18 protein-coding genes are annotated in these 25359 nt (G+C 40.5%); 6 read left to right on the top strand and 12 right to left on the bottom strand.

What is annotated here, in order from left to right:
* Window positions 1-12: 12 nt before the first annotated feature.
* From IGJ46_RS12410 to pplA, 7 genes are all read right to left on the bottom strand, one after another.
* Window positions 13-4704, bottom strand: coding sequence for a WxL domain-containing protein (locus IGJ46_RS12410; RefSeq protein WP_218391326.1), 4692 nt, complete (start codon window positions 4702-4704; stop codon window positions 13-15).
* A gap of 348 nt (window positions 4705-5052) precedes the next feature.
* Window positions 5053-8049, bottom strand: a complete 2997-nt coding sequence (locus IGJ46_RS12415; protein WP_218391328.1) for a WxL domain-containing protein — start codon at window positions 8047-8049, stop codon at window positions 5053-5055.
* 331 nt (window positions 8050-8380) lie between these two features.
* Entirely contained in the window at window positions 8381-12205 is a 3825-nt protein-coding gene (locus IGJ46_RS12420; RefSeq protein ID WP_218391329.1) for a WxL domain-containing protein, read from the bottom strand.
* Window positions 12192-12554: an LPXTG cell wall anchor domain-containing protein gene (locus IGJ46_RS12425; RefSeq protein ID WP_002370158.1), complete on the bottom strand. Its 363-nt coding sequence runs from the start codon at window positions 12552-12554 to the stop codon at window positions 12192-12194. Before IGJ46_RS12425 ends, IGJ46_RS12420 begins: the two co-directional genes overlap by 14 nt.
* Window positions 12555-12941: 387 nt before the next feature.
* Window positions 12942-13889, bottom strand: coding sequence for a 1,4-dihydroxy-2-naphthoate polyprenyltransferase (gene menA, locus IGJ46_RS12430; protein WP_002358958.1), 948 nt, complete (start codon window positions 13887-13889; stop codon window positions 12942-12944).
* Window positions 13890-13902: 13 nt separating this feature from the next.
* A complete protein-coding gene (locus tag IGJ46_RS12435) occupies window positions 13903-14970 on the bottom strand; it encodes an FAD:protein FMN transferase (protein WP_218391330.1) in 1068 nt (355 codons plus the stop codon).
* Window positions 14971-15224: 254 nt separating this feature from the next.
* A complete protein-coding gene (pplA, locus tag IGJ46_RS12440) occupies window positions 15225-16154 on the bottom strand; it encodes an extracellular electron transfer flavoprotein PplA (protein ID WP_002394620.1) in 930 nt (309 codons plus the stop codon).
* 277 nt (window positions 16155-16431) lie between these two features.
* On the opposite strand from pplA, the gene IGJ46_RS12445 reads away from it, so the two are divergent.
* From IGJ46_RS12445 to IGJ46_RS12470, 6 genes are all read left to right on the top strand, one after another.
* On the top strand, window positions 16432-18378 hold the full coding sequence (locus tag IGJ46_RS12445) for an NAD(P)/FAD-dependent oxidoreductase (RefSeq protein ID WP_002354747.1): 1947 nt from the start codon (window positions 16432-16434) through the stop codon (window positions 18376-18378).
* A gap of 217 nt (window positions 18379-18595) precedes the next feature.
* Complete coding sequence (locus tag IGJ46_RS12450) at window positions 18596-19018, top strand: NusG domain II-containing protein (RefSeq protein WP_002354745.1); 423 nt, start codon at window positions 18596-18598, stop codon at window positions 19016-19018.
* Window positions 19019-19029: 11 nt separating this feature from the next.
* The gene (locus IGJ46_RS12455) at window positions 19030-19587 is read left to right on the top strand and encodes a Gx transporter family protein (RefSeq protein WP_002354743.1); all 558 of its coding nucleotides are present in this window, start codon (window positions 19030-19032) and stop codon (window positions 19585-19587) included.
* A 37-nt stretch (window positions 19588-19624) separates the two neighbouring features.
* Window positions 19625-20611 carry a polyprenyl synthetase family protein gene (locus IGJ46_RS12460; protein ID WP_002358954.1) on the top strand — a complete coding sequence of 329 codons (987 nt, stop codon included), beginning with the start codon at window positions 19625-19627 and terminating at the stop codon, window positions 20609-20611.
* 303 nt (window positions 20612-20914) lie between these two features.
* Window positions 20915-21160: a type II toxin-antitoxin system PemI/MazE family antitoxin gene (gene mazE, locus IGJ46_RS12465; RefSeq protein ID WP_002393680.1), complete on the top strand. Its 246-nt coding sequence runs from the start codon at window positions 20915-20917 to the stop codon at window positions 21158-21160.
* On the top strand, window positions 21150-21515 hold the full coding sequence (locus tag IGJ46_RS12470) for a type II toxin-antitoxin system PemK/MazF family toxin (RefSeq protein ID WP_002370162.1): 366 nt from the start codon (window positions 21150-21152) through the stop codon (window positions 21513-21515). Before mazE ends, IGJ46_RS12470 begins: the two co-directional genes overlap by 11 nt.
* 916 nt (window positions 21516-22431) lie before the next feature.
* Here the strand turns inward: IGJ46_RS12470 and folP are convergent.
* The 5 genes from folP to folB are packed head-to-tail and all read right to left on the bottom strand — an operon-like array spanning window position 22432 to window position 25224.
* On the bottom strand, window positions 22432-23223 hold the full coding sequence (folP, locus tag IGJ46_RS12475; protein WP_002387594.1) for a dihydropteroate synthase: 792 nt from the start codon (window positions 23221-23223) through the stop codon (window positions 22432-22434).
* A complete protein-coding gene (locus tag IGJ46_RS12480) occupies window positions 23216-23809 on the bottom strand; it encodes a non-canonical purine NTP pyrophosphatase (RefSeq protein WP_002354736.1) in 594 nt (197 codons plus the stop codon). The genes folP and IGJ46_RS12480 overlap by 8 nt, the downstream gene beginning before the upstream one ends.
* 3 nt (window positions 23810-23812) lie before the next feature.
* Window positions 23813-24382, bottom strand: coding sequence for a GTP cyclohydrolase I FolE (folE, locus tag IGJ46_RS12485; RefSeq protein WP_202565263.1), 570 nt, complete (start codon window positions 24380-24382; stop codon window positions 23813-23815).
* Window positions 24376-24861, bottom strand: coding sequence for a 2-amino-4-hydroxy-6-hydroxymethyldihydropteridine diphosphokinase (folK, locus tag IGJ46_RS12490; RefSeq protein WP_002410681.1), 486 nt, complete (start codon window positions 24859-24861; stop codon window positions 24376-24378). Before folK ends, folE begins: the two co-directional genes overlap by 7 nt.
* Complete coding sequence (gene folB / locus IGJ46_RS12495; RefSeq protein ID WP_002354733.1) at window positions 24862-25224, bottom strand: dihydroneopterin aldolase; 363 nt, start codon at window positions 25222-25224, stop codon at window positions 24862-24864. It abuts the gene before it with no gap.
* Window positions 25225-25359 lie beyond the last annotated feature (135 nt).

The following is a 25359-nucleotide window of genomic DNA, read 5'->3' on the forward strand; positions in this document are numbered from 1 at the left end:
GCATTTTTATTTTTATGGGCCAGTCACTAAATTCCAAGTGACGGCGGCTTGGTATTGTTGGCCAGACATGCCTTGATTGGCGGGCACTTCTAGTTTGATGTTAGCAAACGTGAAGTCCAACTGATAGACGTCACTACCTGTGAACTGTTGGTTCGCGACCACCGCTGTTGCGGTATTGTCGGCGGTTAAATTCACGGTGCCAGTCTTGCCAAGCGGCGTCTTGGTTTCTGTTGGTTGGTTGTAATCGGTAAAGCCGGCAGCAGCGGCCGCTCCTAGCAACAAGCGGGTCGTTGTCGGCAGGCTGTCTGTCGCTGATTTTGGTTGCGACAGTTGCGCCGTTAAGCTCCAGTTGTCTTGGCTAGTATTCAGGCGTAAATAGGGATTGCGTGTGCCGTTGTCGTAGTAATCAGCGGCTTTTTTCAAACCATATTGTTGCTTACTTCCTGAAATCGCTAATTTGCCAAAATCAAATGTTGGCGTACTAATGAAGCCGTCGCCGTCAGGATTAGTTATTTCTTGGTCTAGGTCTTTAATACGGACCGTATCTTTGGCGATTAAGCTGCCAAAGTTGCCCGTTACTTCAACTTCAGCGGTTAAAACTTGACCAGGATTTCCTGTAACGGCGGTTCCTAATAAGTTCATTTGTAACTGTCCGCCTGCTGGTAAGGGCGTATTTAATGGCAGAGAAAAACCTGCTGCCCACTGTTCTTTCGTAACTGGGTAGGCCTTAGCATTCTGCCCTGTACCTAACACAAAAATAGTATTGGGCGGGCTGATGCCAGCGGCCCATGTCGCCGTTGGTTTGATTTTAATGGTCGTCAACGGGGCTTCTCCCGTATTTTTTAACAGCACTTCCCAGTGATCCATTGTCGTGCCATTTTCGACTATGTCAGCGGAACCTTTTACCGTTAATTCTGCTGTAGGGACCGCTTCTTGATACACAGCGGTCATGTCGTCATTCTCATCAAATGTTGGAGTAAAGCTTGGTGTTGTTGTTGTTTTTAAAGGTGTTGTTGTTTCTTTCCCCTTGTACCAGCCTTTGAATACATAGGTTTTTTCTCCGACTTGGTAGGTTTTCGGCAACGCTTTTGCAGCGGTATATTTATACGTTTCACTGTTCATTACCAGCTGATTTCCTTGCGTAAATCCTGTCGGTGCTGTAATCTTCGTACCATTCTCATCTACAAAGTTTTCAGTGATGCGCCGATTTTCTAAATAGTAATTTACTGTCCCTGTTGCGTATATTTCTGTGTGGGCAGTCACCCCGCTCACTGTACTATTATAATCCATTTTATAAAGAGAAGAGAAGGTTGTTCGAGTGGTTTCCCCTTGCCACCCTACTTCAGGAAACCGGTAATCCGTTTGAGACCCCGCAATTGGTGTCACTTGTAAACGATTTTCAGTAAATTCTGCACTATTTTTCGTATTATGATACGCAATTATTCCCGTAACCCCAGAATAATTCGGACCATTATATTTACTCGACGGGGTTATAGTCGGCGTTTTATAATACTTAGGAATTGTCACGATGCTATTACGTGTTCCATAAAGCTCTTCATCCGACGTAAAACTTCCCACAATATTGACAGCTGGAATCTTTAACTGTAGAAAATCACCAGTTGGTAACGCGGTAATAGTTTGCAACTTGCTTTGTAAACCACCCACTACCTGAGACATATCTGTGCGGATATTGAAATTACTTGGTGCTACATAGTCACCCGTCTCATTGATAAAACCAAAATTAATCGTTTTGTCTTCCGTCTTAAATTCATCATATACTATAGTGATATCATCTTGGTCATCATAAGTCACTGGATAACTAATATTTCGATTTGTTCTGGTGATTTCATTTAGTTTGTCTGGTTTTTCTTTGCCTTTATACCAGCCTTTTAAGACATAAGGCCGATTATTGACTTTGTACATAAAAGGCAACGTACCTGCCTGAGTAAATGTAAAATTATCCTTATCAATGATTGTTTGTTTCCCTTGTGTGAACCCAGTTGGCGGCGTAATTTTCGTTCCAGATGCATCCACAAAATTTTCAGTTACACGGCGATTAACAAGATAGTAATATAACGTGCTTTCAGGAAACATTTCCACGCCAGCTAACGAATTATCATTTCTTATAAGTGTTGTTTTATATAAACTTGAGAAAAGGTTTTCAGGATTATCATCCCAGTATATTTCACGGAGTTTATAACGTTGGTTCTGACTCTTCGTTACTGTGAAATATACAGGATTTGCGCCTTCTGTATAAGGATTACCAGCAAAAGTCCTTTCTACTCGTCCTGCTAACGGATACTCTTGTCCTTGATACCCAGAAGGTTTTTGAAACGAAAGGTTCTTATAGTATTTAGGAATCTCAATAAACGAGTTCCTTGTACCATAAAAGTTCGAGCTATTCGTCAACGTGTACTGTTTTTGTGGAATTGTCATGGCTTTTAAGTTTCCTGTTTGATCCGTTGCCGAAATATTATCTAAAACCGTGCTAACGCCATCGATAATCTGAACTACCTCTGTGGTGACTTTAAAGTCAGCAGGATTGAGTAATTGCCCACTTTCTCCAACAAACCCAAACTGCACGGTATTGCCGCCATATTTAATTTCTTCATATATAATTGTTAAATCATCATTATCATCATAGGAGGCATCATATTCCGGCACTCGTGTGGTTTGTAAATTTTGAGGTTGTGTTTTCCCTTTATACCAGCCTTTAAAACGATAGGCTTTGTCATTCGCGTAGTAACTATAAGGTAATTCTTGCGCCAATTTAAAATGGTAGGTGTCGCTGTCAATGACTGTTTGCTTTCCCTGAGTAAATCCTGTCGGTGCTGTAATCTTCGTACCATTCTCATCTACAAAATTTTCAGTGATGCGCCGATTTTCTAAGAAATAATACATCGTATCATCGGTTGTATAGTAATTTGGCACACTTACTTCTGTATTTGTACTAGTCAAAATAGAATCAAATCTCGTTTTGGTCGTATCCTCTATCCAAGAAGTGTAGTACAGTCGATACTGATTGGCTGTCGTTGTAGGATATAAACTATAATATTTGCCATCTGTCTCCACCCGTATGTCAGCTATCGTACTGTCCACAAAACGCATTCTTTTTGTTGCAACAGGATAAGCCGTACTGGAGCCTGTATAATGAGGCCCAGATGTTACTGTTGGTGGCTTGTATTGTTTAGGGATTGTTAAGCGAAAATTAGTACTACCATAAAAGGCAGGATTTATCGTTTTCGTGTAGGTTAATTGTTGACTAGGAATGGTTAATTTTTTCAGATTCCCACTATTAACACCTGTTGCTGTTCCTACTTGTTTCGCTATTCCGTTCATGATCGATGTTAAATTAGTCTGCATCCCGAAATTCGCTGGCGCTATTAATGCGCCTTTTTCATCTACAAACCCAAAGCTATAAGTGATTTCCGGGATTGTCGTTGTCTTTTCTTCTAATTCCTCATAAAAAACATACACATTGTCTTTACCATCGTAAGTAACATCAAATTCTGGTGTCAATGTGGTTTCCAACTTAACGGCTTTAGGATCTGGTCGAGCGGATCCTTTATACCACCCTTTAAACTGGAAGTGACGATTCCCAGAAGAATAGGTTTTTGGAAATTCTTTTGGGGCTTTATAGTGAAAATTGTCTGACTCAACCACCGTTTTCGAAAGGGCTGCGTTATAGCCTGTCGGATAGGTTGGCAAAACTGTCGATGTCATGTCATTATAATAAATACTAACTCGTCTATTGGGTACATAATAATAAATCGTATCATCGGTTATTAAATAATTATTTTCACCTGCAGTCGTGGCCATATTGTAAGCAGCAGAAAATTGGACTTTTTGAGGATCAGGGACCCAAGAATATGTTCGCAAACTAAATTGCTTAGGCGTTGCCGTAGTAAACATATTAAAACGTTCCCCTGTTGTGTATGTACTATAATCCTTGCCAGTAGCTATAGTTACTTGACGGGAAACAGCCAAAGGAAAGGTTGTCGTGTCTGGTCCTTTATAAAAATTATTAGGCGTTGTCTTGGGGGCAGCATATTGCCCTGGCAACGTAATTTTGTGATTGGTTAGTCCCGAAAAACCGTAGTCCTCTGTGGCGTCATCATCAGGAAGTGTAACTTTCGGCACCGTCAACATCTTGAAATTCCCTAGATTACTAGTTGTAATGGTTCCCACCTTTGTCTGAGTACCTGATTTTCTTTCTACTTTCGTGACATCGGCTGTGAACGTCACTTTAGCAGGATCAATAAACAACCCATTTTCATCAATAAAGGCCATTTTATAAGTTTTCCCTGGAATATCAGCCGTTTTAACTGCACGATTTTCTCGCTTTGTCGGCTCCTCCTGAGTCGCTTCAACAGCCGCTGTCGTTGTATCGGCTGTTGCTTCAGTCTGGTCCTCTGCCGATGGTAGTTGCGGCTCTTCTATCATCTTTTGAGGTAATTCTGATGTCTCTGGTTCTGTGGTTGTTTCTGATGAAGCAACTGTGTTGGCTGTTTCATTTTCTTGACTAGCGTTTAACGATGAGTCGCTTGTAGCGGTATCCTCACTTGCCGTTGTTTCTCCCGTTTCAGTGGTTGTTTCATTTTCAACAACCATTGTTTCGGCGAGTACTGAGATGCCATTGAGTGAACTTATCAATAAGGAACAACACAAGGCGGTTGTAAGTAACTTTTGCCATTTTTGATTCATGCTATTCTCCTTTTTATGTATTGGTTTTATTGTTAATTGTTATATGTAAACCTTTTAATTTTCTCCATTATTCTATCAAAAAAAGGCGGCCTTGAAATTTTAAATTTTGCTACAGCTAAGTGACTTTTCCAATGATTCCTATTATACCAAGGCGGAAGAGCACTTTTTCACCGAAAAAGTGCTTGATAATCAAGAGAATCTGCCATTTTGCTACTGATTCTCAGCCAAATTCTTTAATTTTTATAAACAAAAGCTCAAAATATTAGTATCAAACACTAACATTTTGAGCTTTTCTCATGATATTTTTACTATTTATAAAAGGAGTCCGTCACATAATCCCGAAGGTTGTTAGGGACCAGTCACCAAATTCCACGTAACGGCGGCTTGGTATTGTTGGCCAACCATGCCTTGATTGGCGGGCACTTCTAGTTTGATGTTAGCAAACGTGAAGTCCAACTGATAAACGTCACTACCTGTGAACTGTTGGTTCGCGACCACCGCTGTTGCGGTATTGTCGGCGGTTAAATTCACGGTGCCAGTCTTGCCAAGCGGCGTCTTGGTTTCTGTTGGTTGGTTGTAATCGGTAAAGCTGGCAGCAGCGGCCGTTCCTAGCAACAAGCGGGTCGTTGTCGGCAAGCTGTCTGTCGCCGATTTCGGTTGCGACAGTTGCGCCGTTAAGCTCCAATTCGGTTGGGTTTTCTTGATCCGCAGATAGGGATTGCGTGTGCCGTTGCCATAATAATCAGCGGCTTTTTTCAAGCTGTGCTGTTGCGTGCTTCCCGCTACCCCAACTTGACCAAAATTGAAGGTTGGAACACTGATGAAGCCTTCCCCAGTCGGTTCTTTTGTTTCTTGATCTAAATCTTTAATCCGGACCGTATCTGAGGCAGTCAGTTTACTGAAGTTCCCTGTGACTTCCACAGCGGCTTTTAGCACTTGGTTTGGTTGTCCAGTAACTTTTGTTCCTAGGAGATTAATCGTTAGTTGGCCGCCAACAGGAAGACTACTATCTAAAGGAATCTCAAAACCTGCTTCCCACTGCTCTTTCGTGATTGGTCGAACTTTCGTATTTTGACCAGTACCTAAAATAAACAGTTCCGTGGGCGTACTAATTCCAGCCGCCCAGTCAGTGGTTGGTTTAATCTTAACTGAAGTTAAAGGTGCTTCTCCAGTATTTTTTAAGAGCACTTCCCAATATTCCATGGTTGCGCCATTGTCAATGACATCGACTGCACCACGCATCGTTAAGTTAGCGCTGATGTTTGCTTCTTTGTAGACTGCCGTCATATCGTCATTGCCATCAAAAGTTGTATTGTATGTTGGCGTAGTGCTTGTTGTTAAAGTATTAGGCTTCGTTTTACCTTTGTACCAGCCTTGGAAAATGTAAGTTTTACCACCTACTGAATAACTAGCTGGTAAAGCTCTTGTTGCTGTATACTTGAAAGTGTTGCTCGTCATGGGAATCTGGTTCCCTTGCGTAAAGCCTGTTGGCGGCGTGATTTTAGTGCCGTTGGTGTCCACGAAGTTTTCGGTGACTTGTTTACGGGTGACTGTGTAGACTAATTTGGATGCATTTACTGGATTTCCACTAAAAAGATTCATGGTAATTAGGGGCTTACCTCCGTCACTCGCATAACCCATCAATGTATTGAATACTCCACTACTTTCCTTGGAAAAATATCCCCCATCTGTATCAAAGCCTAATAAGGCGATATTTCCAGCACTCAGGTTATATTCTGTTGGCACTTGATTAGGATCTATAATTGTGGCGCTACCACTGGTATAGTTATATCCATACATTTTCATAACACTTTTCACCGTATCTAATTCAATACTATTGACATATTTTAATTGTTGATTGATCGCTAGTTTATCTAGAGAAAAATTAAGTCTGTTCGTACCATTAATTGGTTTGTCATTCCCATAAACTCGCAATAGCTCTGGTGATAATGGCATCGTACCATTGTTAAGACTTAGTGTGTATTGTCCGCTACCTTTGCTTTTGGATGTTAAATCGTACAAATCTATATAAAGCCTATCACTCGTTCTTTGCACACGATATTTGCCGCTAAAAGTTAACGCTGGCGTGAAGCCAACCCCTTTTTCGTCTACAAAGTTTACATCTAATGATGGATACAACGTTGTGACTGCCTCTTCCTCATACACCACCGTCAAATCGTCATTCCCATCATAGGTCACCGCATAGCTTGGCGCTTTGGTGGTGGTCAAGGTATTTGGCTTGGTTTTGCCTTTGTACCAACCTTTAAATTTGTAGGTTTTGCCGTTGCTTGCTTTGTAAGTGTCTGGTAAGGTGCCAGCTTGTTTGAAGGTGAAAGCATTGCTGGTCATTGGTGTTTTCTTGTTTTGGGTAAAACCTGTTGGCGGCGTGATAGCTACGCCGTTAGTATCTACGAACTTTTCGGTGACTTGTTTCCGAGTGACTACGTAATTAAGTGTTTCTCGGTACGTTGCAGTGCCATCAAATCCGTATAATACTGGTTCTACTGGAGTGCCAATGGGGGCGACACTCAGGATTCTTAAAAATTCATTACCATCCGTGTTTAGAGAGAAAACATTTTCACTGCTTTTAGAAAACACGCTATCTCTTGTGCGTAATACAAAAGGAGTCATATGATTTCCAAACTGCGGTAACTCAGTTGTTTGTTGTGCACTATATCTGGTCATCCTCAGTGTAGAATTGGGCACAGCAACAATACTGTCGACATACTTTAGCGTGTTATCAATCTTTAATTGTTCAACCGCGTATATATTCATCCTGTAATTTGCTGGTAAATTTGTGAAAAAATCGTATGGTAAAGGAACCGTTGCATTGACAGCTACTCGATATTGACCACTACCTGCATTAGAAGAAGTAATTGGATAATTAACCGCATATGGTCGCCATAAACTAGTTGCGTCTTCATATCCAAATTTAGTATACGTCCCTGATAACGTTAAGTTTTCATCAGCAAAGGCTTTTCCTGTTTCATCAGTAAAGCCAAAGATCATTCTCGGATAAATCACTTGATCATTCGGCACCCAACGTGGCGAAATACTCGTTTGTCGGTCATTTTCACTACTATTTTCTGGTACCGATTCTGTTGTTTCAGTTTTCACCTCTGGTATTTCTGCTTGTTTCGCTGTTTCCTGTGTTCCTTCTTCCCGACTCGTTTCAGTCGTTTCTTGACTGCTTTCCGTACTTTCTTGCATTGCGCTACTTGCTACTGTCGGACTACTTTCACTCGTGACTGTTTCCGCAACTGCGGTCACGCCAGAAAAGGCGTTAATCACTAAAGAACTACACAAGCCAATGGTTGCTAAGCGTTGCCAGTTAATTCTCTTCATGTCGTCCCTTCTTTCTATGTACCATTTTGATTCATGCTATTCTCTTTCTTTATGTATTGGTTTATGTACAGCTTTTAATTTTCTCCATTCTATCAAAAAAAGGTGACCTTGAAATTTCAAATTTTGCTACAGCTAAGTGACTTTTCCGACGATTCCTATTATACCAAGGTAGAAGAGTCCTTTTTCACTAGAAAAATGCGCGAAAAATCAAGAAAATCTGCCATTTTGCTACTGATTTTCAGCCAAATTCCTTAATTTACATAAACAAAAGCTCAAAATGTTAGTGTTTGATACTAACATTTTGAGCTTTCCTCATGATAACTTAACTATTTTAAGGACCTGTCACTAAGTTCCACGTAATTGCGGCTTGGTATTGTTGCCCCTTGACCCCTTGGTTGGCTGGCACTTCAAGTTTGACATTGTTGAAGGTGAAGTCCAACTGATAAATATTACTCCCAGTGAATTGCTGGTTGGCAATAATCCTAGTGGCCGTGTTGTTGGCATTCAAACTAATGGTACTCGTAGTACCGACCGCATTTTTCAACTCGGTAGGTTGGTTGTAATTTGAGAAACTCGAAACAGGAGCCGCCCCTAACAATAAGCGGGTCGCTGTAGGCAAGCTGTCTGTCGCTGATTTTGGTTGTGACAGCTGCGCCGTTAAACTCCAATTCGGTTGGGTTTTCTTGATCCGCAGATAGGGATTGCGTGTGCCGTTACCATAGTAATCAGCGGCTTTTTTCAAGCTGTGCTGTTGCGTGCTTCCCGCTACCCCAACCTGACCAAAATTGAAGGTTGGAACACTGATGAAGCCTTCCCCAGTCGGTTCCTTTGTTTCTTGATCTAAATCTTTAATCCGAACCGTATCTGAGGCAGTCAGTTTGTTGAAGTTCCCTGTGACTTCCACAGCGGCTTTTAGCACTTGGTTTGGTTGCCCAGTAACTTTTGTTCCTAGGAGATTAATCGTTAGTTGACCACCCACAGGAAGACTACTGTCTAAAGGAATCTCAAAACCTGCTTCCCACTGCTCTTTCGTGATTGGTCGAACTTTCGTATTTTGACCAGTACCTAAAATAAACAGTTCCGTGGGCGTACTAATTCCAGCCGCCCAGTCAGTGGTTGGTTTAATCTTAACTGAAGTTAAAGGTGCTTCTCCAGTATTTTTTAAGAGCACTTCCCAATATTCCATGGTTGCGCCATTGTCAATGACATCGACTGCACCACGCATCGTTAAGTTAGCGCTGATGTTTGCTTCTTTGTAGACTGCTGTCATATCATCATTGTCATCAAAGGTTGTGTTATACGCTGGCGTGGTGCTGGTTGTCAACGTATTCGGTTTTGTTTTGCCTTTGTACCAGCCTTGAAAGACGTAGGTTTTGCCACCTGCTGAATAACTAGCTGGTAAAGCTTTTGCGCTCGTATACTTGAAGGTGTTGCTAGTCATGGGAATCTGGTTCCCTTGCGTGAAGCCTGTTGGCGGCGTGATTTTAGCGCCACTTGTGTTCACAAAGTTTTCGGTGACTTTGCGGTTGGTTAAATGATAATAGACAGGTCCACTGATTGTTTGATATAGGGCAGTGATACTTCCAGAACTAGAATAAGAAACTGTTCTACGTAAGAAAGGTGGGTACCTAACACTAGAATCAATACCTGAATATATTTCTCTTGGTGTAAAACTCCCATCTGCTCGTTGTGTCAAGGTTAACTCAGCAATTACATTTGCTTCAGGTTGCACCGTATCATTGGATACCGAAGAAACAGTTGTCTTTACTGGTAGAGGATACTTAGGATCAATTTTTCCAGTTTTATCATAAAGATTCAACGATTTATAGTATTTAGGCAGCTTAATTGAGAAATTTGCGAATGCCTCACCATTCCAACCTACTACGGTAGGTTGTGCAATATTCTTTGCAGGTAACGTCACTTGCCGTAAATTACCAACTTTTACGCCACTCTGATTATTAGCAATTGTGCCAAATGATACCGTAGAGCCTGCTGCCCCAGTTCCTCTATACACAATACTCTTATAGTCATACGTAAGATTAATATCGTCAGGATTCACCAACTGTCCCGCTTCATTGACAAAACCGAATTGGTATGTTTCCTCTGGAAATTCTGTAGCTTCCTCATACACAACGTTCAAATCGTCATTATCATCATAGGTCACCGCATAGCTTGGCGCTTTGGTGGTGGTCAAGGTGTTTGGCTTGGTTTTGCCTTTGTACCAACCTTTGAACTTATAGGTTTTTGTGCCAGCTTTATAGGTGTCTGGCAAGGTGCCACTTTGTTTAAAGGTGTATGGATCACTGTTAATTACTGTTTGTTTCCCTTGCGTAAAGCCTGTTGGTGGCGTGATTTTGGTACCGTTGATGTCCACGAAGTTTTCGGTGACTTTGCGGTTGGTTAGATAGTAGTAAATTGGTTTATCTAACATATGATATAATCCTTTGTCAACTGAGTCAGCAGGATCATAAACGATTTCTCGTAAATTATAAGGCACCTGGACGTCTGCTGGTGCAGCTGCCGTTGTTTGGTTAAAGATAAAAGATTGATTATTACTTTTCTTTAATTGAAACAATTGAGGTCTGCTACTTAACGGAGTTGTAGAAGTATTAACTTTTATAGTCGGAAATGGATACGCTGTATCAAAGGTACCATTCTTATTATAAACACTTATATTTTCATAATACTTGGGTATTTTGAATGTTAAGTTAGCGGCACTATATTGTGAAATTCGTCCATTCATTATTTCTAAAGAATGGCTAGGATAAACAATCTCTTTCAAATTATTTTTTGTTAGTGCGACTTGCCCTTTTTCAATACTAGTTGTTTTCCAACCATCGACAGATGATAACAGTTCTCCATGCCAATTGTCATACGTCAAATCAATCGTTGAAGCATCTACTCGTTTGCCAGACTCGTCCACGAACCCGAATTGATAGGTCAGCGCTGGGAAATCAAAAGCTTCAATCTCCTCATACACCACATTCAAATCATCATTATCATCATAAGTCACCGCATAGCTTGGCGCTTTGGTGGTGGTCAAGGTGTTTGGCTTGGTTTTGCCTTTGTACCAACCTTTGAACTTATAGGTTTTGCCGTTGCTTGCTTTGTAAGTCTCTGGCAAGGTGCCAGCTTGTTTGAAGGTGAATGAATCACTATCAATCACAGTTTGTTTCCCTTGGGTAAAGCCTGTTGGTGCAGGAATGTCTGTACCTTCAGTGTTCTTAAAGGACTCAGTAACTCGGCGATTAGTTAAATAATAATAGATTGGACCATTAGTTCCTCTTCTTACATGGTTACTAGTTGATCCATAAATATCACCATACAAATAGCCTAATACATAACTTGCATTTGCACCATTTCCCCAATTAAAACCATTCACGGTCTTTGCTCTATATACTTGCGGATTAGCCGTATTTTGGTTGGTCAATTCCAAACCATTTTTTACATTTGACTCGCTTTGATTAGTCACAACTCCGCCTTTATTTATAAAACCTGTAGGAAGTGGATACTTTGTTGTACCACCTGTATAGATGGAACTAGGATCTATACTGATGTTCTCAAATCTTTTAGGAATAGTAATCATTACATCAGTAACTCCATATATTGTTCTAGGTTTTGAGTTAGTTGTTTCGTAACTATAAGTTGCTGAAGAAGGAACAGCTAGTACCTTACCCCCATTTTCATTTCTTACAGGTACTGCTTTTTTTAGAAGTCCTCCTGATATATTATCTGATAATGTTGATACATTAGCAGTAAGACTTATTGATTCAGGGTCAAACAATGATCCGTATTCATCTACAAAAAATATAGGTATATTTCTTCCAGATATAAATGTTTGTCCAACGGCTCTTTGTAAAATAGAAGACGATTCTGACTCTTTTTTTGCTCTCTCTGTTTCTTCTTTCACTACTTCTGGTTTCTCTGTTTCCTGTGTTACTTCTTCCCGACTCGTTTCAGTCGTTTCTTGACTGCTTTCCGTACTTTCTGGCGTTGCGCTACTTGCTGATGTTGCTTCCTTAGCGCTACTTGCTACTGTCGGACTACTTTCAATCGTGATTGTTTCCGCAACTGCGGTCACGCCAGAAAAGGCGTTAATCACTAAAGAACTACACAAGCCAATGGTTGCTAATCGTTGCCACTTAGTTTGCTTCATGTCGTCCCTTCTTTCTATGTACCATTCCCGCCAAGCCGATTAAGGCTAAGCCGAGAATGCTAAGATTTGCCTGACTCTTGCTCCCTGTACGAGGGAGCTGCGAGCCAGTTGTGGTGGTCTGTGTCGAACCACCACTTCGTTGATCTCCTTGCGGAGGACCAGCTGGTTCCTTGGGATCAGCAGCTGGCGCATCTGTTTTCGGTGGGGCATCTTTAGGAGCGGGTGTTCTCGGATTTTGGTAAAATTCAATCCCCACCGAACTAGAACCACCATCAGACGCTTCAACATTTATAAAAAAACTAGGAGAAGATAGTAGACACACAATCATTAAATAACGCTTTTTTTTCATTTAAAAACCTCCTTTAGATTCACTTGTATTCGTTGACCTTTTATACAAGGAATGTGTAACAACCTTTTTTCATACCTCTATAATAACAAAGAACCCCCCCTTAGGAATTGACGTTTTTTTCGCACCTCTTGCGAAAATTTTGAAAGTTCTTGTTATACTACGGTTTACAACGCCCGTTATTTAATAATCGTTACTAAAAAAAGGCGATTTTAGTCAATTTTTATCAAAAATCCCCGACAAAAGTTTAAGGTTTCTAGCCATTTAACGAGAAAAGCTCAAAAAGTTAGTAATTGATACTAACTTTTTGAGCTTTGTGTAACACTTTTGAAGAAGTCGCTTGAAAAAAAACAGTATTTTTTTCGTATTTTCTTCTACTTTTTTAAGAATCTAGCCAAGCAACGCACTAATTAATAGCCCTAAGGCATAGGTGCCATTGAAAACCATTAAGTTTTTAATGGAATGACGGAAACTTTTCGGCTGCGGCAATTCTTGTTTAAACGTTTGAATATTTTTCCAAATGACTGGCAGAGTGGCAAACGTGATTAACACAGGCCATTGATAAATACCACTAATGAAGCCGAATAAAATCACCAGATAACCAGCTAGCGCTAACACTTGAAACAGCACAATCCCTGCTGGGCGCCCGATATAATAGACTAATGTATAACGGTGGTTCTCAATATCCGTGTCTAAGTCCCGTAAATTGTTGGCGAGCATGATGTTAGCAATCGAACAGACCAAGGGCAAGGACGCCACGACAATCGCAAGCACCGCCCAGAGATTGCCGTCTAAGCGAAAGGCGCCGCTAGCAAAATCGACCGTTAAGTAAAACGGCGGATTGGTGACGACGTTCAAGTAAACGGTTAAGACGAAGATGCCTAAGCCCATCGTGAAGCCACTGAAAATTTCCCCCAAGGGCATGCGGGATAACGGAATCGGTCCATACGTGTAGAAAATACCGATGAAGCAGCAAATCCCGCCTAAAACAAGGAAGAGCCAGCCGGTTTGAACCGTTAAGTAAGCACCCACAACGGCAGTGAAGGCAATCATGGCGAAAATCATGTTGCGGACCAGTTGTGGTGAAACGCCTGATTGTCCGATAATATTTTCTTCATATTTATAGACGTCAGATTTGGCTTTTTTGAAGTCCATGTAATTATTAATGGCGGTGGTGGCCATATCAAAGACCACCATGCCAATGAAGAAAACCAGCGTGTTGCCCCACTGAACTTCCCCGAAATAGGTCATTGAAAACAAGACCCCGATAATGAAGGGAAAGAGACTGGCAAGCTTCGTCTGAATTTCCACTACTTTTAAAAACACATTTAAAGACATTTTTAGTCGCTCCTTATTTCAAATCGGCCCGATTCCCCATCGTATAGCCAGAGTCTTTGCCGATTTCAAAGTTGCCTTCGATATCTTTGCTGATGTAGACTTTGTCGTCTTTTGTGACGAAAATGGCATCGGTTCCTTTCAGACTTTCGACATATTCTAGTCCTTTTTTGACGCCCATTGAGAAGACGGCTGTTGAGAGACCATCACCATCGATGGATTTGTCGGTGATAATGGTGACACCCGCGATGTCGTTATCAAACGGATAGCCAGTTTCACGATCGAAGAGATGGTGGTATGTTTTGCCATCGACTTTTAAGTAGCGTTCATAAATTCCTGATGTGACTAAGGTTTTGTTGCTTTCTTTGACTTGACCTAAAACAGTGTTGCGGGCTTTATTCGGATCTTGAATCCCAACTGTCCAATCCATGTCTTTGCCACGTGGGCTGTGTCCTAAGACGTAAACATTCCCGCCTAAATCGACGATAGCGGTGGTGACACCGTTGTCTTTGAGGACTTTCACGACCTCGTCGGTGATGAAGCCTTTGGCAATTGCGCCTAAATCCAATTGCATGCCTTTTTCTTCAAGGTAAACGGTTTGCTCTTTGTCGTTGAATTTGACTTTCGTGTAATCAACGAGTTTCAAGGCTTGATCAATTTCGACTTGGCTTGGTTTGCGGGCATCATCGAAGCCAATGTGCCACATAGAAGTGATTGGGCCAATTGCCATGTCGAAGCCGCCGCGGGAGTCTTTGCTGTATTCATAGGCTTTTTTCAACAAAGGATACAGGTCATCTGAGACTTTGACTGGTTTTACGCCTGCTTCTTGGTTGATTTCATCAATTTCTGAACCTGGTTGGTTGACGGTGATTTTATCGCCTAGTTCTTTGACACGGGCAAAGGCTTTCGGTAAGACGTCTTCTTTGCCATCATCGTAGATGCGAATTTGAACGTAGGTACCAAGCATTGTTTGACGGTCAGAGTATGGTTCTGTATTAATTTTCGCTTCTGGTTTTGAGGAACAAGCAACTGCCACAAACAGCACTGCTAGAACACTCACCATGAGCAGAAGTTTCTTTTTCATAGGATTCCCTCTTCTTTCCTTCTTTAATTAAAAAATAAGTTCTCTTGCATAGTAGCCTTTTTTGGAAAAAATGAAAAGTCTTTCTCTTGGAAATTCACAAATTTCTGTGAAAAAATTTGTGAAATGATGGACAGAACTAGCGAAGAAAAAGGGGCGGGAAAGTCAGCCAACCGACTTTTTCCCAACCCCTCAATGGTGTCAAGTAATTGCTGAAAAGCGTTTCAGGAACTACTTCACGATTCATTTATTATTACTTATTTTGTTACGATGTTGTCAACAACGATTTCAGTTGTGTCGCCTTTTTCAGCAGCGTTCACTAATTGTTGTGCGTAGTTGATGAATGAATGTGTGCTGTGTGTTGCACCAGTTACCACTTCAACACCTGCAGGTGAGCCGTCTTCTTCGCCCATTGCTTTAACAAATTCTTTGTTTAATGTTTCGATATATTCTTTTGGTCCAACGCCAGCAACGTCTTTCATTTTGCTTTCGTATTCAGTGTCATCTTTTTTAGATTTGCCGTCAGCGTTCACGTTATCGTAGTTAGATTCAGTCACTTTACCATCTTTCACAGTCATTGAGAATGTTGTGTGGTAGCCGTTTGAGTCATTTTTTTCTTTCAATGAGTACGTACCATCTTTCAATGCTGCCCCATTGTCGATTTCGATTGTGTCTGTGTTACCAGCTTGTGCTGCTTGGATTAATTGTTGTGCGTAGTTTTGGAATGATTCAGATGAATGAGTCGCACCAGTTACTACTTCCACACCGCTTGCGCTTTGTGCTTTAACAAAAGAATCGTTTAATTGTTTGATGTATTCTTTTGGTCCAACACCAGATTTTGCTTTCATGCTTTCTTCATACTTAGTGTCTTCTGTTTTAGATTTGCCGTCAGCATTGATGTTGTCATATTTAGATTCAGTGATTTTGCCGTCTTTTACAGTCATTTCAAAGACTGCACGGTAACCATTTTTTTCATTTTTTTCTTCTAATTTATACGTACCATCTTTTAAATCGCCACCGGCAACTTTTTTCGCTGGTGCTGATGATTCAGTTGATTTTTTCGTTTCTGAAGATGCTGCGCTAGAAGAGTTCGTTGTGTTGTCTTTCTTGTCTGCACCACATGCTGCTAAGACTAAACTTGATAATGCAATTGCCGCAAAACCTTTAACAAATTTATTCACTTTCATTGATAGTCACCTTTTCTTTCATGATTTTCACAAACATAAAAAGTTTGTGATACATTACACATTATAATGGTTTTAAAAACGTTGTCAAGACCATCCCCTAAAAATATTTACATTTCGGTCTTTTTTTCATCAAAAACTCATCGTTGGAGTAAATTTGTTGACAATTAAAATTTATATTAGACAAATTCGTGAAATACTTATATAATGTTAGTCGATTGTGTACTTATTAATCATTATCACTATTTTACTACTTACAATATTAAGGAGCGGATTGTCAATGACAAAGCAAAATATTGTCGTTGTAGGTGCTGGGTATGCTGGCGTTTCAGCTACTAAATTTCTAGCAAAGAAATTTAAAAAAGATACGGACGTAACAATCACATTGATTGATCGCCATTCTTACCACACTATGATGACCGAATTGCATGAAGTAGCAGGCGGACGTGTTGAACCAGAAGCAATTCAATACGACTTACAACGTTTGTTCTCACGCAAGAAAAACGTAAAATTGGTAACAGATACTGTTACTGGGATCGACAAAGAAAACAAAGTTGTGAAAACTTTAGCAGGTTCTTATCCATTTGACCAGTTAATTCTGGGTATGGGTGGCGAACCAAACGACTTTGGAACACCAGGCGTGAAAGAAAATGGTTTCACCTTATGGTCATTTGATGATGCAGTGAAAATTCGTCATCACATTGAAGCAACCGTTGCTAAAGCAGCCATCGAACCAGATGCTGAAGTACGCAAAGCAATGTTAACATTCGTTGTCTGTGGTTCTGGTTTTACTGGGATCGAAATGGTCGGCGAATTAATCGATTGGAAAGATCGTTTAGCGAAAGATGCCAAAATTGATCCAGACGAAATTACATTAATGGTTGTTGAAGCAATGCCAACCATCTTAAACATGTTATCTCGTAACGATGCTGCCAAAGCAGAACGTTATCTAGAAAAGAAAAATGTTCAATTATTATTGAACTCACCAATCGTTGAAGTTGCAGCAGATCACATTAAATTAAAAGATGGTTCTGAAGTGCCAACGCATACGTTAATCTGGACAGCTGGTGTGAAAGCAACTTCTGATGCCGCTGACTTTGGTTTAGAAGCAGCACGTGGTAGTCGTTTAGTTGCGAATGAATACATGCAAGCTAAAGGCTACGAAGACAAAAACATTTATATCATTGGTGACTTGGTTTATTACGAAGAAACACCAAATACACCAACTCCTCAAATCGTTCAAGCGGCTGAACAAACAGGTCATACTGCGGCTGCCAACATCGTTGCAGATATTAAAGGTGGCGAAAAACACGCCTTTAAAGGAAACTACCAAGGATTCATGGTTTCCATCGGCGCGAAATGGGGCGTTGCCAACTTATTCGATAAAATTCATTTGAGTGGTTTCTTAGCCATCATTATGAAACATATCGTTAACTTGAAATACTTCTTTGATATTCGTTCTGGTTACTACATGTTCCAATACATTATGCACGAAATCTTCCATATTAAAGATGATCGTTCTGTTGCTCGCGGACATACGTCTCGTTACGGCAATGTCTTGTGGAGTGTTCCGCTACGTGTTTTCTATGGTATGGTTTGGTTAGTCGAATCAATGAAGAAAATTGTCGGCAACGGCGATTACTTGAAACCAAGCACTTGGTTTGGTGACGGTTCTTGGTTCACAGATAAAGTCGTTTTCCCATTCCCTTGGTTACAAGAACAAGTAACAACAGGTGCTTCTCAAGCAACTGAAACAGCAACAACTGCTGCAAGTGGTGCGGCGGATGCGGCGGCAAGCGGTGGTGCCGATGCGGCAACACAAGCAGCGCACTTTGGTTTAAGCTACGCTTACGGCGAAACACCAATGCAAGTGTTTGATCACATGCCTAAATGGTTCGAAAGCGTAATGAAATTTATGATGCCAAACCAAGAAGTTGCTTTGTTCATGCAAAAATTCATGACAATCGTTGAAGTATGTATTGCTTTAGCATTGATTGCTGGTTTATTCACTTGGTTATCAAGTGCTGCTACAATTGGTTTAACAATTGCCTTCTGTTTATCTGGCATGTTCTATTGGGTAAATATCTGGTTTATCTTTGTCGCTTTTGCTTTGATGAACGGTTCAGGCCGTGCTGTCGGTTTAGACCGCTGGGTAATTCCATGGATTCAACGCAAACTTGGTAAAGCGTGGTATGGTACCCCGAAAGCTAGATACGGCGGTAAGTAAGCAATCGATAATCGATTGACAACTACGAGCAAAAGCTGAGACACATGTCTCCAGCTGACTATCATAGGATTTAGTATGTGGGACAGCAGTCAAGCATGACTTTTGTCCCACATATTTTCTTTTATATAATATGGTGGCTCAACTGGAAAAGAATACTTCTTTTCCGTTCATTATGTTATGATAGACAAGAAAAAAACACCAAAGGAGAGAGAAGAAAATGACGATCAAAGAATTCATTAAGAAAAGTCGCTTGAAAACATGGGACGTTATTATTATTGCTATTTTAGTTCTTGGTTCTTTTCTGCCCCTTGTTGTTTTTGCCATGCAAAACCGTGGTCAAGAAGCGGCTACGTATCAAGCAGTCTTGAAAGTAGACAACAAAGTAATCAAAGTCTTTGACTTAAAAAAGGACGGCCCGCATTATACATATAAATACGAAGCAAAAGACGGTGATTACAACCTGATTGAAGTAGATGGTGATCGTATCCGCGTGAAGGAAGCCAACTGTGCTGACTTAGTGGATGTTCGACGAGGCTGGATTTCAAAACCTGGTGAAACCCCGATTGCCTGTCTACCCCACAATTTGTTTATCACCGTGGAAGCTTCTGATGGGAGTGAAGACGGTAGCTTAATTTATTAAGCACGACAACTATGAGCAAATTACACAAGAATATTTATATTGCTATGCTCGTTGCCCAAGGGGTCATTATTGGTTTAATCGAAAATATGATTCCTTACCCTTTCGCATTTGCTCCTGGGGCAAAGCTCGGTCTAGCAAATTTAATTACCATTATTGCGATTTTCACCATGCGTAAGCGTGATAGTTTTTTCCTAGTCTGTTTACGTTTGATTTTAACGACATTACTGGGCGGCACACTTTCGACCTTTTTCTATAGTGCCAGTGGTGCCTTATTAAGTTATTTCGGCATGTTGCTTGTCAAGCAGCTGGGGCCAAAACGGGTCAGCATTATCGGGATTAGTGCCGTTGGTGGTTTCTTACACAACGTTGGTCAGTTGCTAACGACCTCTTTCTTTGCTCATTCGTGGGCGCCGATGCTGTACTTACCATTTTTATCTCTGTTTGGGTTACTTTCGGGGATTGCCATTGGGATTGCCGCTAATTATTTACTACAACATGTCCAGACGTTACGAAAATTCCAACTGAATTATGAACAAACAACGAAACATAAGTGGAGTCAATTTTTCTAATTGAAAACCTGTCCGCCACAATTAAAGGAGTCATCTTATGAATATACATCCTATGTGGAATACCTATCCTACGTTATCAAAAGAATTAACAACTACTCTTCGCTTGATGGAACAAGCGGTTCAAATCGATAATCAAGAGATTCAAGCTGCTGTCCATGACATGATTCATTCTGGCGGCAAATTGCTACGTCCAGCCTACCAACTGTTGTTCTCTTATTTTGGTGAACAGCGGGACCCTAAAAAGGCGACAGCGTTAGCGGCTTCCATTGAATTACTGCATACCGCCACGTTAGTTCACGACGATATTGTCGACGAAGCCGATACGCGTCGTGGCTTGCCAACATTGCGTTCGCGCTTTGGAAATAGCACAGCCGTGTATACAGGCGATTATCTTTTTGTTTGCTGTTTCAAGCTCTTATCTGATTATTCTTCTTCATTAAAAAGCATTCAATTAAATTCGCGTAGTATGGAAAAAGTCCTGACTGGTGAGCTTGGTCAAATGGACAATCGCTATAATTTCGAGGTAACGATTGACCAATATTTAAAAAACATTTCTGGGAAAACAGCGGAATTGTTTGCGCTAAGTTGTTTTGTCGGTGCCTATGAAAGTGGCACCTCCCAACGTTTTGCCAAACGTTGTGGTGAAATCGGCGAAAATATCGGACTGGCTTTTCAAATTATTGATGATATTTTGGACTATACACAAACTGCCGATGCTATCGGCAAACCCGTCTTAGAAGACGTACGTCAAGGCGTGTATTCTTTGCCCTTGATTTATGCACTTGAAGCCAATCGTGAAGTCTTGTTGCCACTTTTAATGAAAAAAGAAGCCTTGACTGATGAAGAAACACAGGAAATTTATCGTCTTGTCCATGAACTAGGTGGCGTAGAAAAGGCCCAACAATTAGCCACTCATTACACAGAAAAAGCGCTGAAAGAAATCAGCAAACTTCCTGAAACAAAGGCCCAAGCGAAAGAACAATTGTATGAAATTACACAAACGATTTTGACAAGAGAAAATTAAAAAAGCCGCTGGATCCTATTGAGGATTTAGCGGCTAGCTTTTTAGGTGATATCTTGGTATAATAAACACGAAGAGAGCGTACTAGACATACGCTCTCGGGTAGACCGTTTAAGACGGTAGCTTTAATTGTGGATAAATAAACCCGTCAATCTTCGCTAAAGGTTATGACGGGTTTATTTTTTGTCGTTTTTATTACTGATTTTGACAATTAATGTTGTTACTTATACAACTTAACTACTTTTGATGCTTCATTCCATCTCTAATTTGTATTACCTAGTGAATACATGTTATACTAATTAAAAAATGGAGGTGTTAGATATGACATCAACAAAAACAAGAAAACAAGGAAACTCATTAGTTATAACAATTCCTGCTACTTTAGGAGTTAAAGAAGGAGAAGAATTTGTTATTCTTCGCAAAAATAATGGCTCCATCGCATTGATTCCAAAAGTAGAAGATTTTTTTGAAAATACTGCTGAAGGAGAGTTTTATCTTCCTGAATTAGCGATTGATTATTCACCTAGCGGAGGAGAAGTTGATGGGCTATAAACCAACTCAAAGAGATATTGTTATTATTGACTTTGCGCCTTCTAAAGGTTATGAAATCAGAAAACGACGACCTGCTCTCGTAATGAGCAAAGACAGTTACAATATTTCAACAAATTTAGTTATTGTCTGTCCAATAACCTCGTTGGATAAGGAACGTCCTTTTCTTGTCCCTATTTATAGCGAAAAACTTCATACCTCCGATAATGCAGTAAGTAAAGTGAATACGCTCCAAGTCTATTCACTCGACTATACAGAACAGGCACAACGCAGAATAAAATATGTAGATACGTTAGACGAAGAAACATTTTACGAAATTGCTCAAAAGTTTTTACAAAACTTTTCTTTTGCTGTTTAATTAGGCTTCAACTGAACACGCATATATGATTTACTATTCGACTTTTCCGTTTCAACTTGCTATAATAAACACGAAGAGAGCGTACTAGACATACGCTCTCGGGTAGACCGTTTAAGACGGTAGCTTTAATTTATTGGTTAATAAACCCGTCAATCTTCGCTAAAAGTTATGACGGGTTTATTTTTTGTCGTTTTTATTACTGATTTTGACAATTAATGTTGCGAAAGCAATCGCAAGCATCAATGCTTCAAAGACAGTCACTTCTATTCCTTTCTAGGGAAAGAGCAAACAAGCAAAAACATTGGCAGTCCCCCTTTTTTTGAGAAATTGCCACCGTCATAAACTTCCTACTTGTGTAGTATAACACATTTGTACCTTCCCAGAATACGCTTTCTTTTTTATTTACTATTCGACTTTTCCGTTTCAACTTGCTATAATAAACACGAAGAGAGCGTACTAGACATACGCTCTCGGGTAGACCGTTTAAGACGGTAGCTTTAATTTATTGGTTAATAAACCCGTCAATCTTCGCTAAAAGTTATGACGGGTTTATTTTTTGTCGTTTTTATTACTGATTTTGACAATTAATGTTGCGAAAGCAATCGCAAGCATCAATGCTTCAAAGACAGTCACTACTATTCCTTTCTAGGGAAAGAGCAAACAAGCAAAAACATTGGCAGTCCCCCTTTTTTTGAGAAATTGCCACCGTCATAAACTTCCTACTTGTGTAGTATAACACATTTGTACCTTCCCAGAATACGCTTACTTTCCTGATTATTCAACAGCCGCTTTCTTTTGTAATAAAAATCGCGCACCGTTTACTGGGATAAAACGATTCAGCCAACTAAAATTTTTTAGACTAACCAGACCGACCATCTTTTTTGATGGTCGGTCTGGTTAGTCTATTGCTCCGCCTTTACTCCTTCTCCGACAATGCTCGCCAGACATCAAATGTTTGTTTTAAGCCTTGGACATTATGAACACGTAAAATTTCTACGCCTTGTTGTGCTGCATACAAGGAAGCAGCGGCTGAGCCAAAATCACGGTTGGCTGGTTCTGGTTCGTTCGTTAAAGCGCCAATAGTTCGTTTGCGAGAAACGCCGTACAGTAACGGATAATCTTGGTAGCGAAAGGCGTTAGGATCTTTTAACAGTTGAAGGTTTTCTGCGACAGTTTTATGAAAGCCAATCCCTGGATCGAAACAAATTTTTTCTAAGGAAAGCCCATATTTTTGGCATTGTTCAATTTTTTCTGTATAAAATTGGTGCAACTCTTCTTTTAAAGAAAGCGATTGGCGTTTTCTAGAATGCATAATCACAACTTGGACTTCAGGATATTGTGCGAGGACTTCTGCCATCCCCGGAGTGTCTAATCCTTTGATGTCATTAATCATTGTGGCGCCAGCTTGGATCGCGGCTTCTGCTACTTCGGGATAGTAGGTATCCACAGAAATCGGCGCTAGAGAAGTCTCACGTATTTTTTTAATTAACGGTAATACTCGGTCTGCCTCAACTTGTGGAGAAACTTCTTCGTAGCCAGGACGTGTGGATTGGCCGCCAATGTCTAAAATATCGGCCCCCGCTTCTAGTAGATGAAGCGCATGTTGATAGGCCACGTCGACCGTTGTGTAGCTACCGCCATCAGAAAAAGAGTCGGGGGTCGTGTTGACAATCCCCATAATTTGGTAATTCTTTTTTAAATCAATCATTGTCACATTGCTCCTTTATCTGCTGAATCATCTTTCGTAAAGCCCGCATTCTAGGACTTATCTTCATTCGTTCACTCGTGGACAACTCCGCTAAGGTTTTGCCTCGGTCTGGTAAATAAATAATCGGATCAAAGCCATAACCGCCTGTACCGCGCGGTTCAACTAATTCACCAGTCAAAGTGGCTTCCGTTTGCAACAGTTTGTCGTCGTCGAGTACATAGACCAACGTGGCTGATAAGGTTAACTCTCGGGTCGACTGTTGCCCTTCAAATAAGTGCAACAGTTCGCGGTTCTGTTCTTCCGGATTGGCTGAATGGAAAAAGCGGCTTGTATGAATACCTAATAAATCAGGAAAAGCAGTTAACGTTAAGCCGCCATCATCACCTAACACTGGGCGGCCAATTAATTGTTGGAAAAAGCGAGCTTTTAGATAAGCATTTTCAGCATACGTAGTGCCAGTTTCTGCAGGTTGTTCTTGACTGGTTGTATACTTTCGATAAGAGACAAGTTGAATAGCGGGGTCCTTAAGTCCTGATTGCATTTCTTTTAACTTACCTTGGTTATTCGTGCCAACAATGATTTCCATTTTCTAACGTATCTCCATTAAAAATTGATTTTTCCACTCTTGTTCTTTAAATAGTCCGGTAAATTGAAATGTTTTGGTGCTACTTTGTGGTGTTTTCACGCCGCGCATCGTCATACACATATGTTCCGCTTCAATGGCTACTGCAATGCCTTTGACGGGAATATTTTCTTGGAGTTTGCGGGCAATTGTCACCGTTAAATCTTCTTGAACTGTGGGACGTTTGGCACAATGTTCTACTAATCTTGGTAACTTGCTTAGTCCCAATACTTTGCCACCTTCTGGCAGATAAGCGACATGTACTTTTCCATAAAATGGCAATAAATGGTGTTCACACATTGAATAAAAGGCAATATCTTTTACTAGAACCATTTCGCCTTCATTTAAGCTATCAAATAATTTATAATCGTCAAATTCAGGTTCGGTTAATCCACTAAAAACTTCTGCATACATTTTAGCTACACGTTTGGGTGTATCAATGAGTCCTGACCGTTGAGTATCTTCCCCCACTGCTTCTAAGATTGTGATAACTGCCTGCTCAATTTGCGCTTGTTTTTCCTGCTCCATCTCTACCATTCCTTTTCGCTTACTCGCACTTCTTCTTGATTGCCACTGCGCTGAATCCACGTAGCTATTGGCGTACCCAATAATTGTTCCTCTGCGTAAACATCACTTAAGGGAATCAAAACAAATGACCGTTTTGTTAATTCTTGATGAGGAACTTGTAAGTGGGGCAACGCGACTGACTGTTCCCCTAATAATAAAATATCAATATCAATAATCCGCGGACCCCAGTGAATTAATTTTTTACGTTTCATTACTTGCTCAATCCCTTGGGTAACAGCCAATAACTCTTCAGCGGTATAGCTAGTATCAATTTTCAATACGGCGTTCAAAAAATCATCTTGGTCTGTATAGCCGTAAGGATCCGTTTCATAAAGTTTTGAAGAAGCCACGACCTGAATCTGCGGGTCTTCGTTTAAATAATTGCGGGCTTTCACTAAATTTGCGTACGGATCGCCGACGTTACTACCTAATGCTACATAGCCAATCATCTATACTTCTCGCTCCATTTCAATTTCAATATTGTCAAAAAGGCCGGGCATCGGCACACTATATTTTCTAATTTTAATGATAATTTTGTTCAATTGTTCTTGATAATCTGCGGAAATATCATCTAAAATAGCACTCGCTAAACCTTCGATTAAATCGTACGAGTGATTGTTTACTCGTTGGGCAATCAATTCATTCACTTCGGCATAATTGACAGTTTGAGTGACATCATCTGTTCGCCCTGCCTCAGCTAACGACAACTGCATTTCAAGGTCGATTTCTACTTGCTGTCCTAGACGTTTTTCTTCTGCCAAAACACCATTTTTTGTGAAAAATTTCAAGTTGTTGATTCTAATTTTATCCATCCTCTAACTCCCTACCCTCTGTTTTGCTGATTTTTTTAATCATAGCATATTTCTTGGAAAAGTCAGTAGTTAAAAGATGTTATTGTTTATTTAATAGCAATTATTTGCTTATCAACCACTAATTGATTGAAACAT

Source organism: Enterococcus sp. AZ120 (assembly GCF_050546165.1).
Lineage (GTDB): Bacteria > Bacillota > Bacilli > Lactobacillales > Enterococcaceae > Enterococcus > Enterococcus faecalis.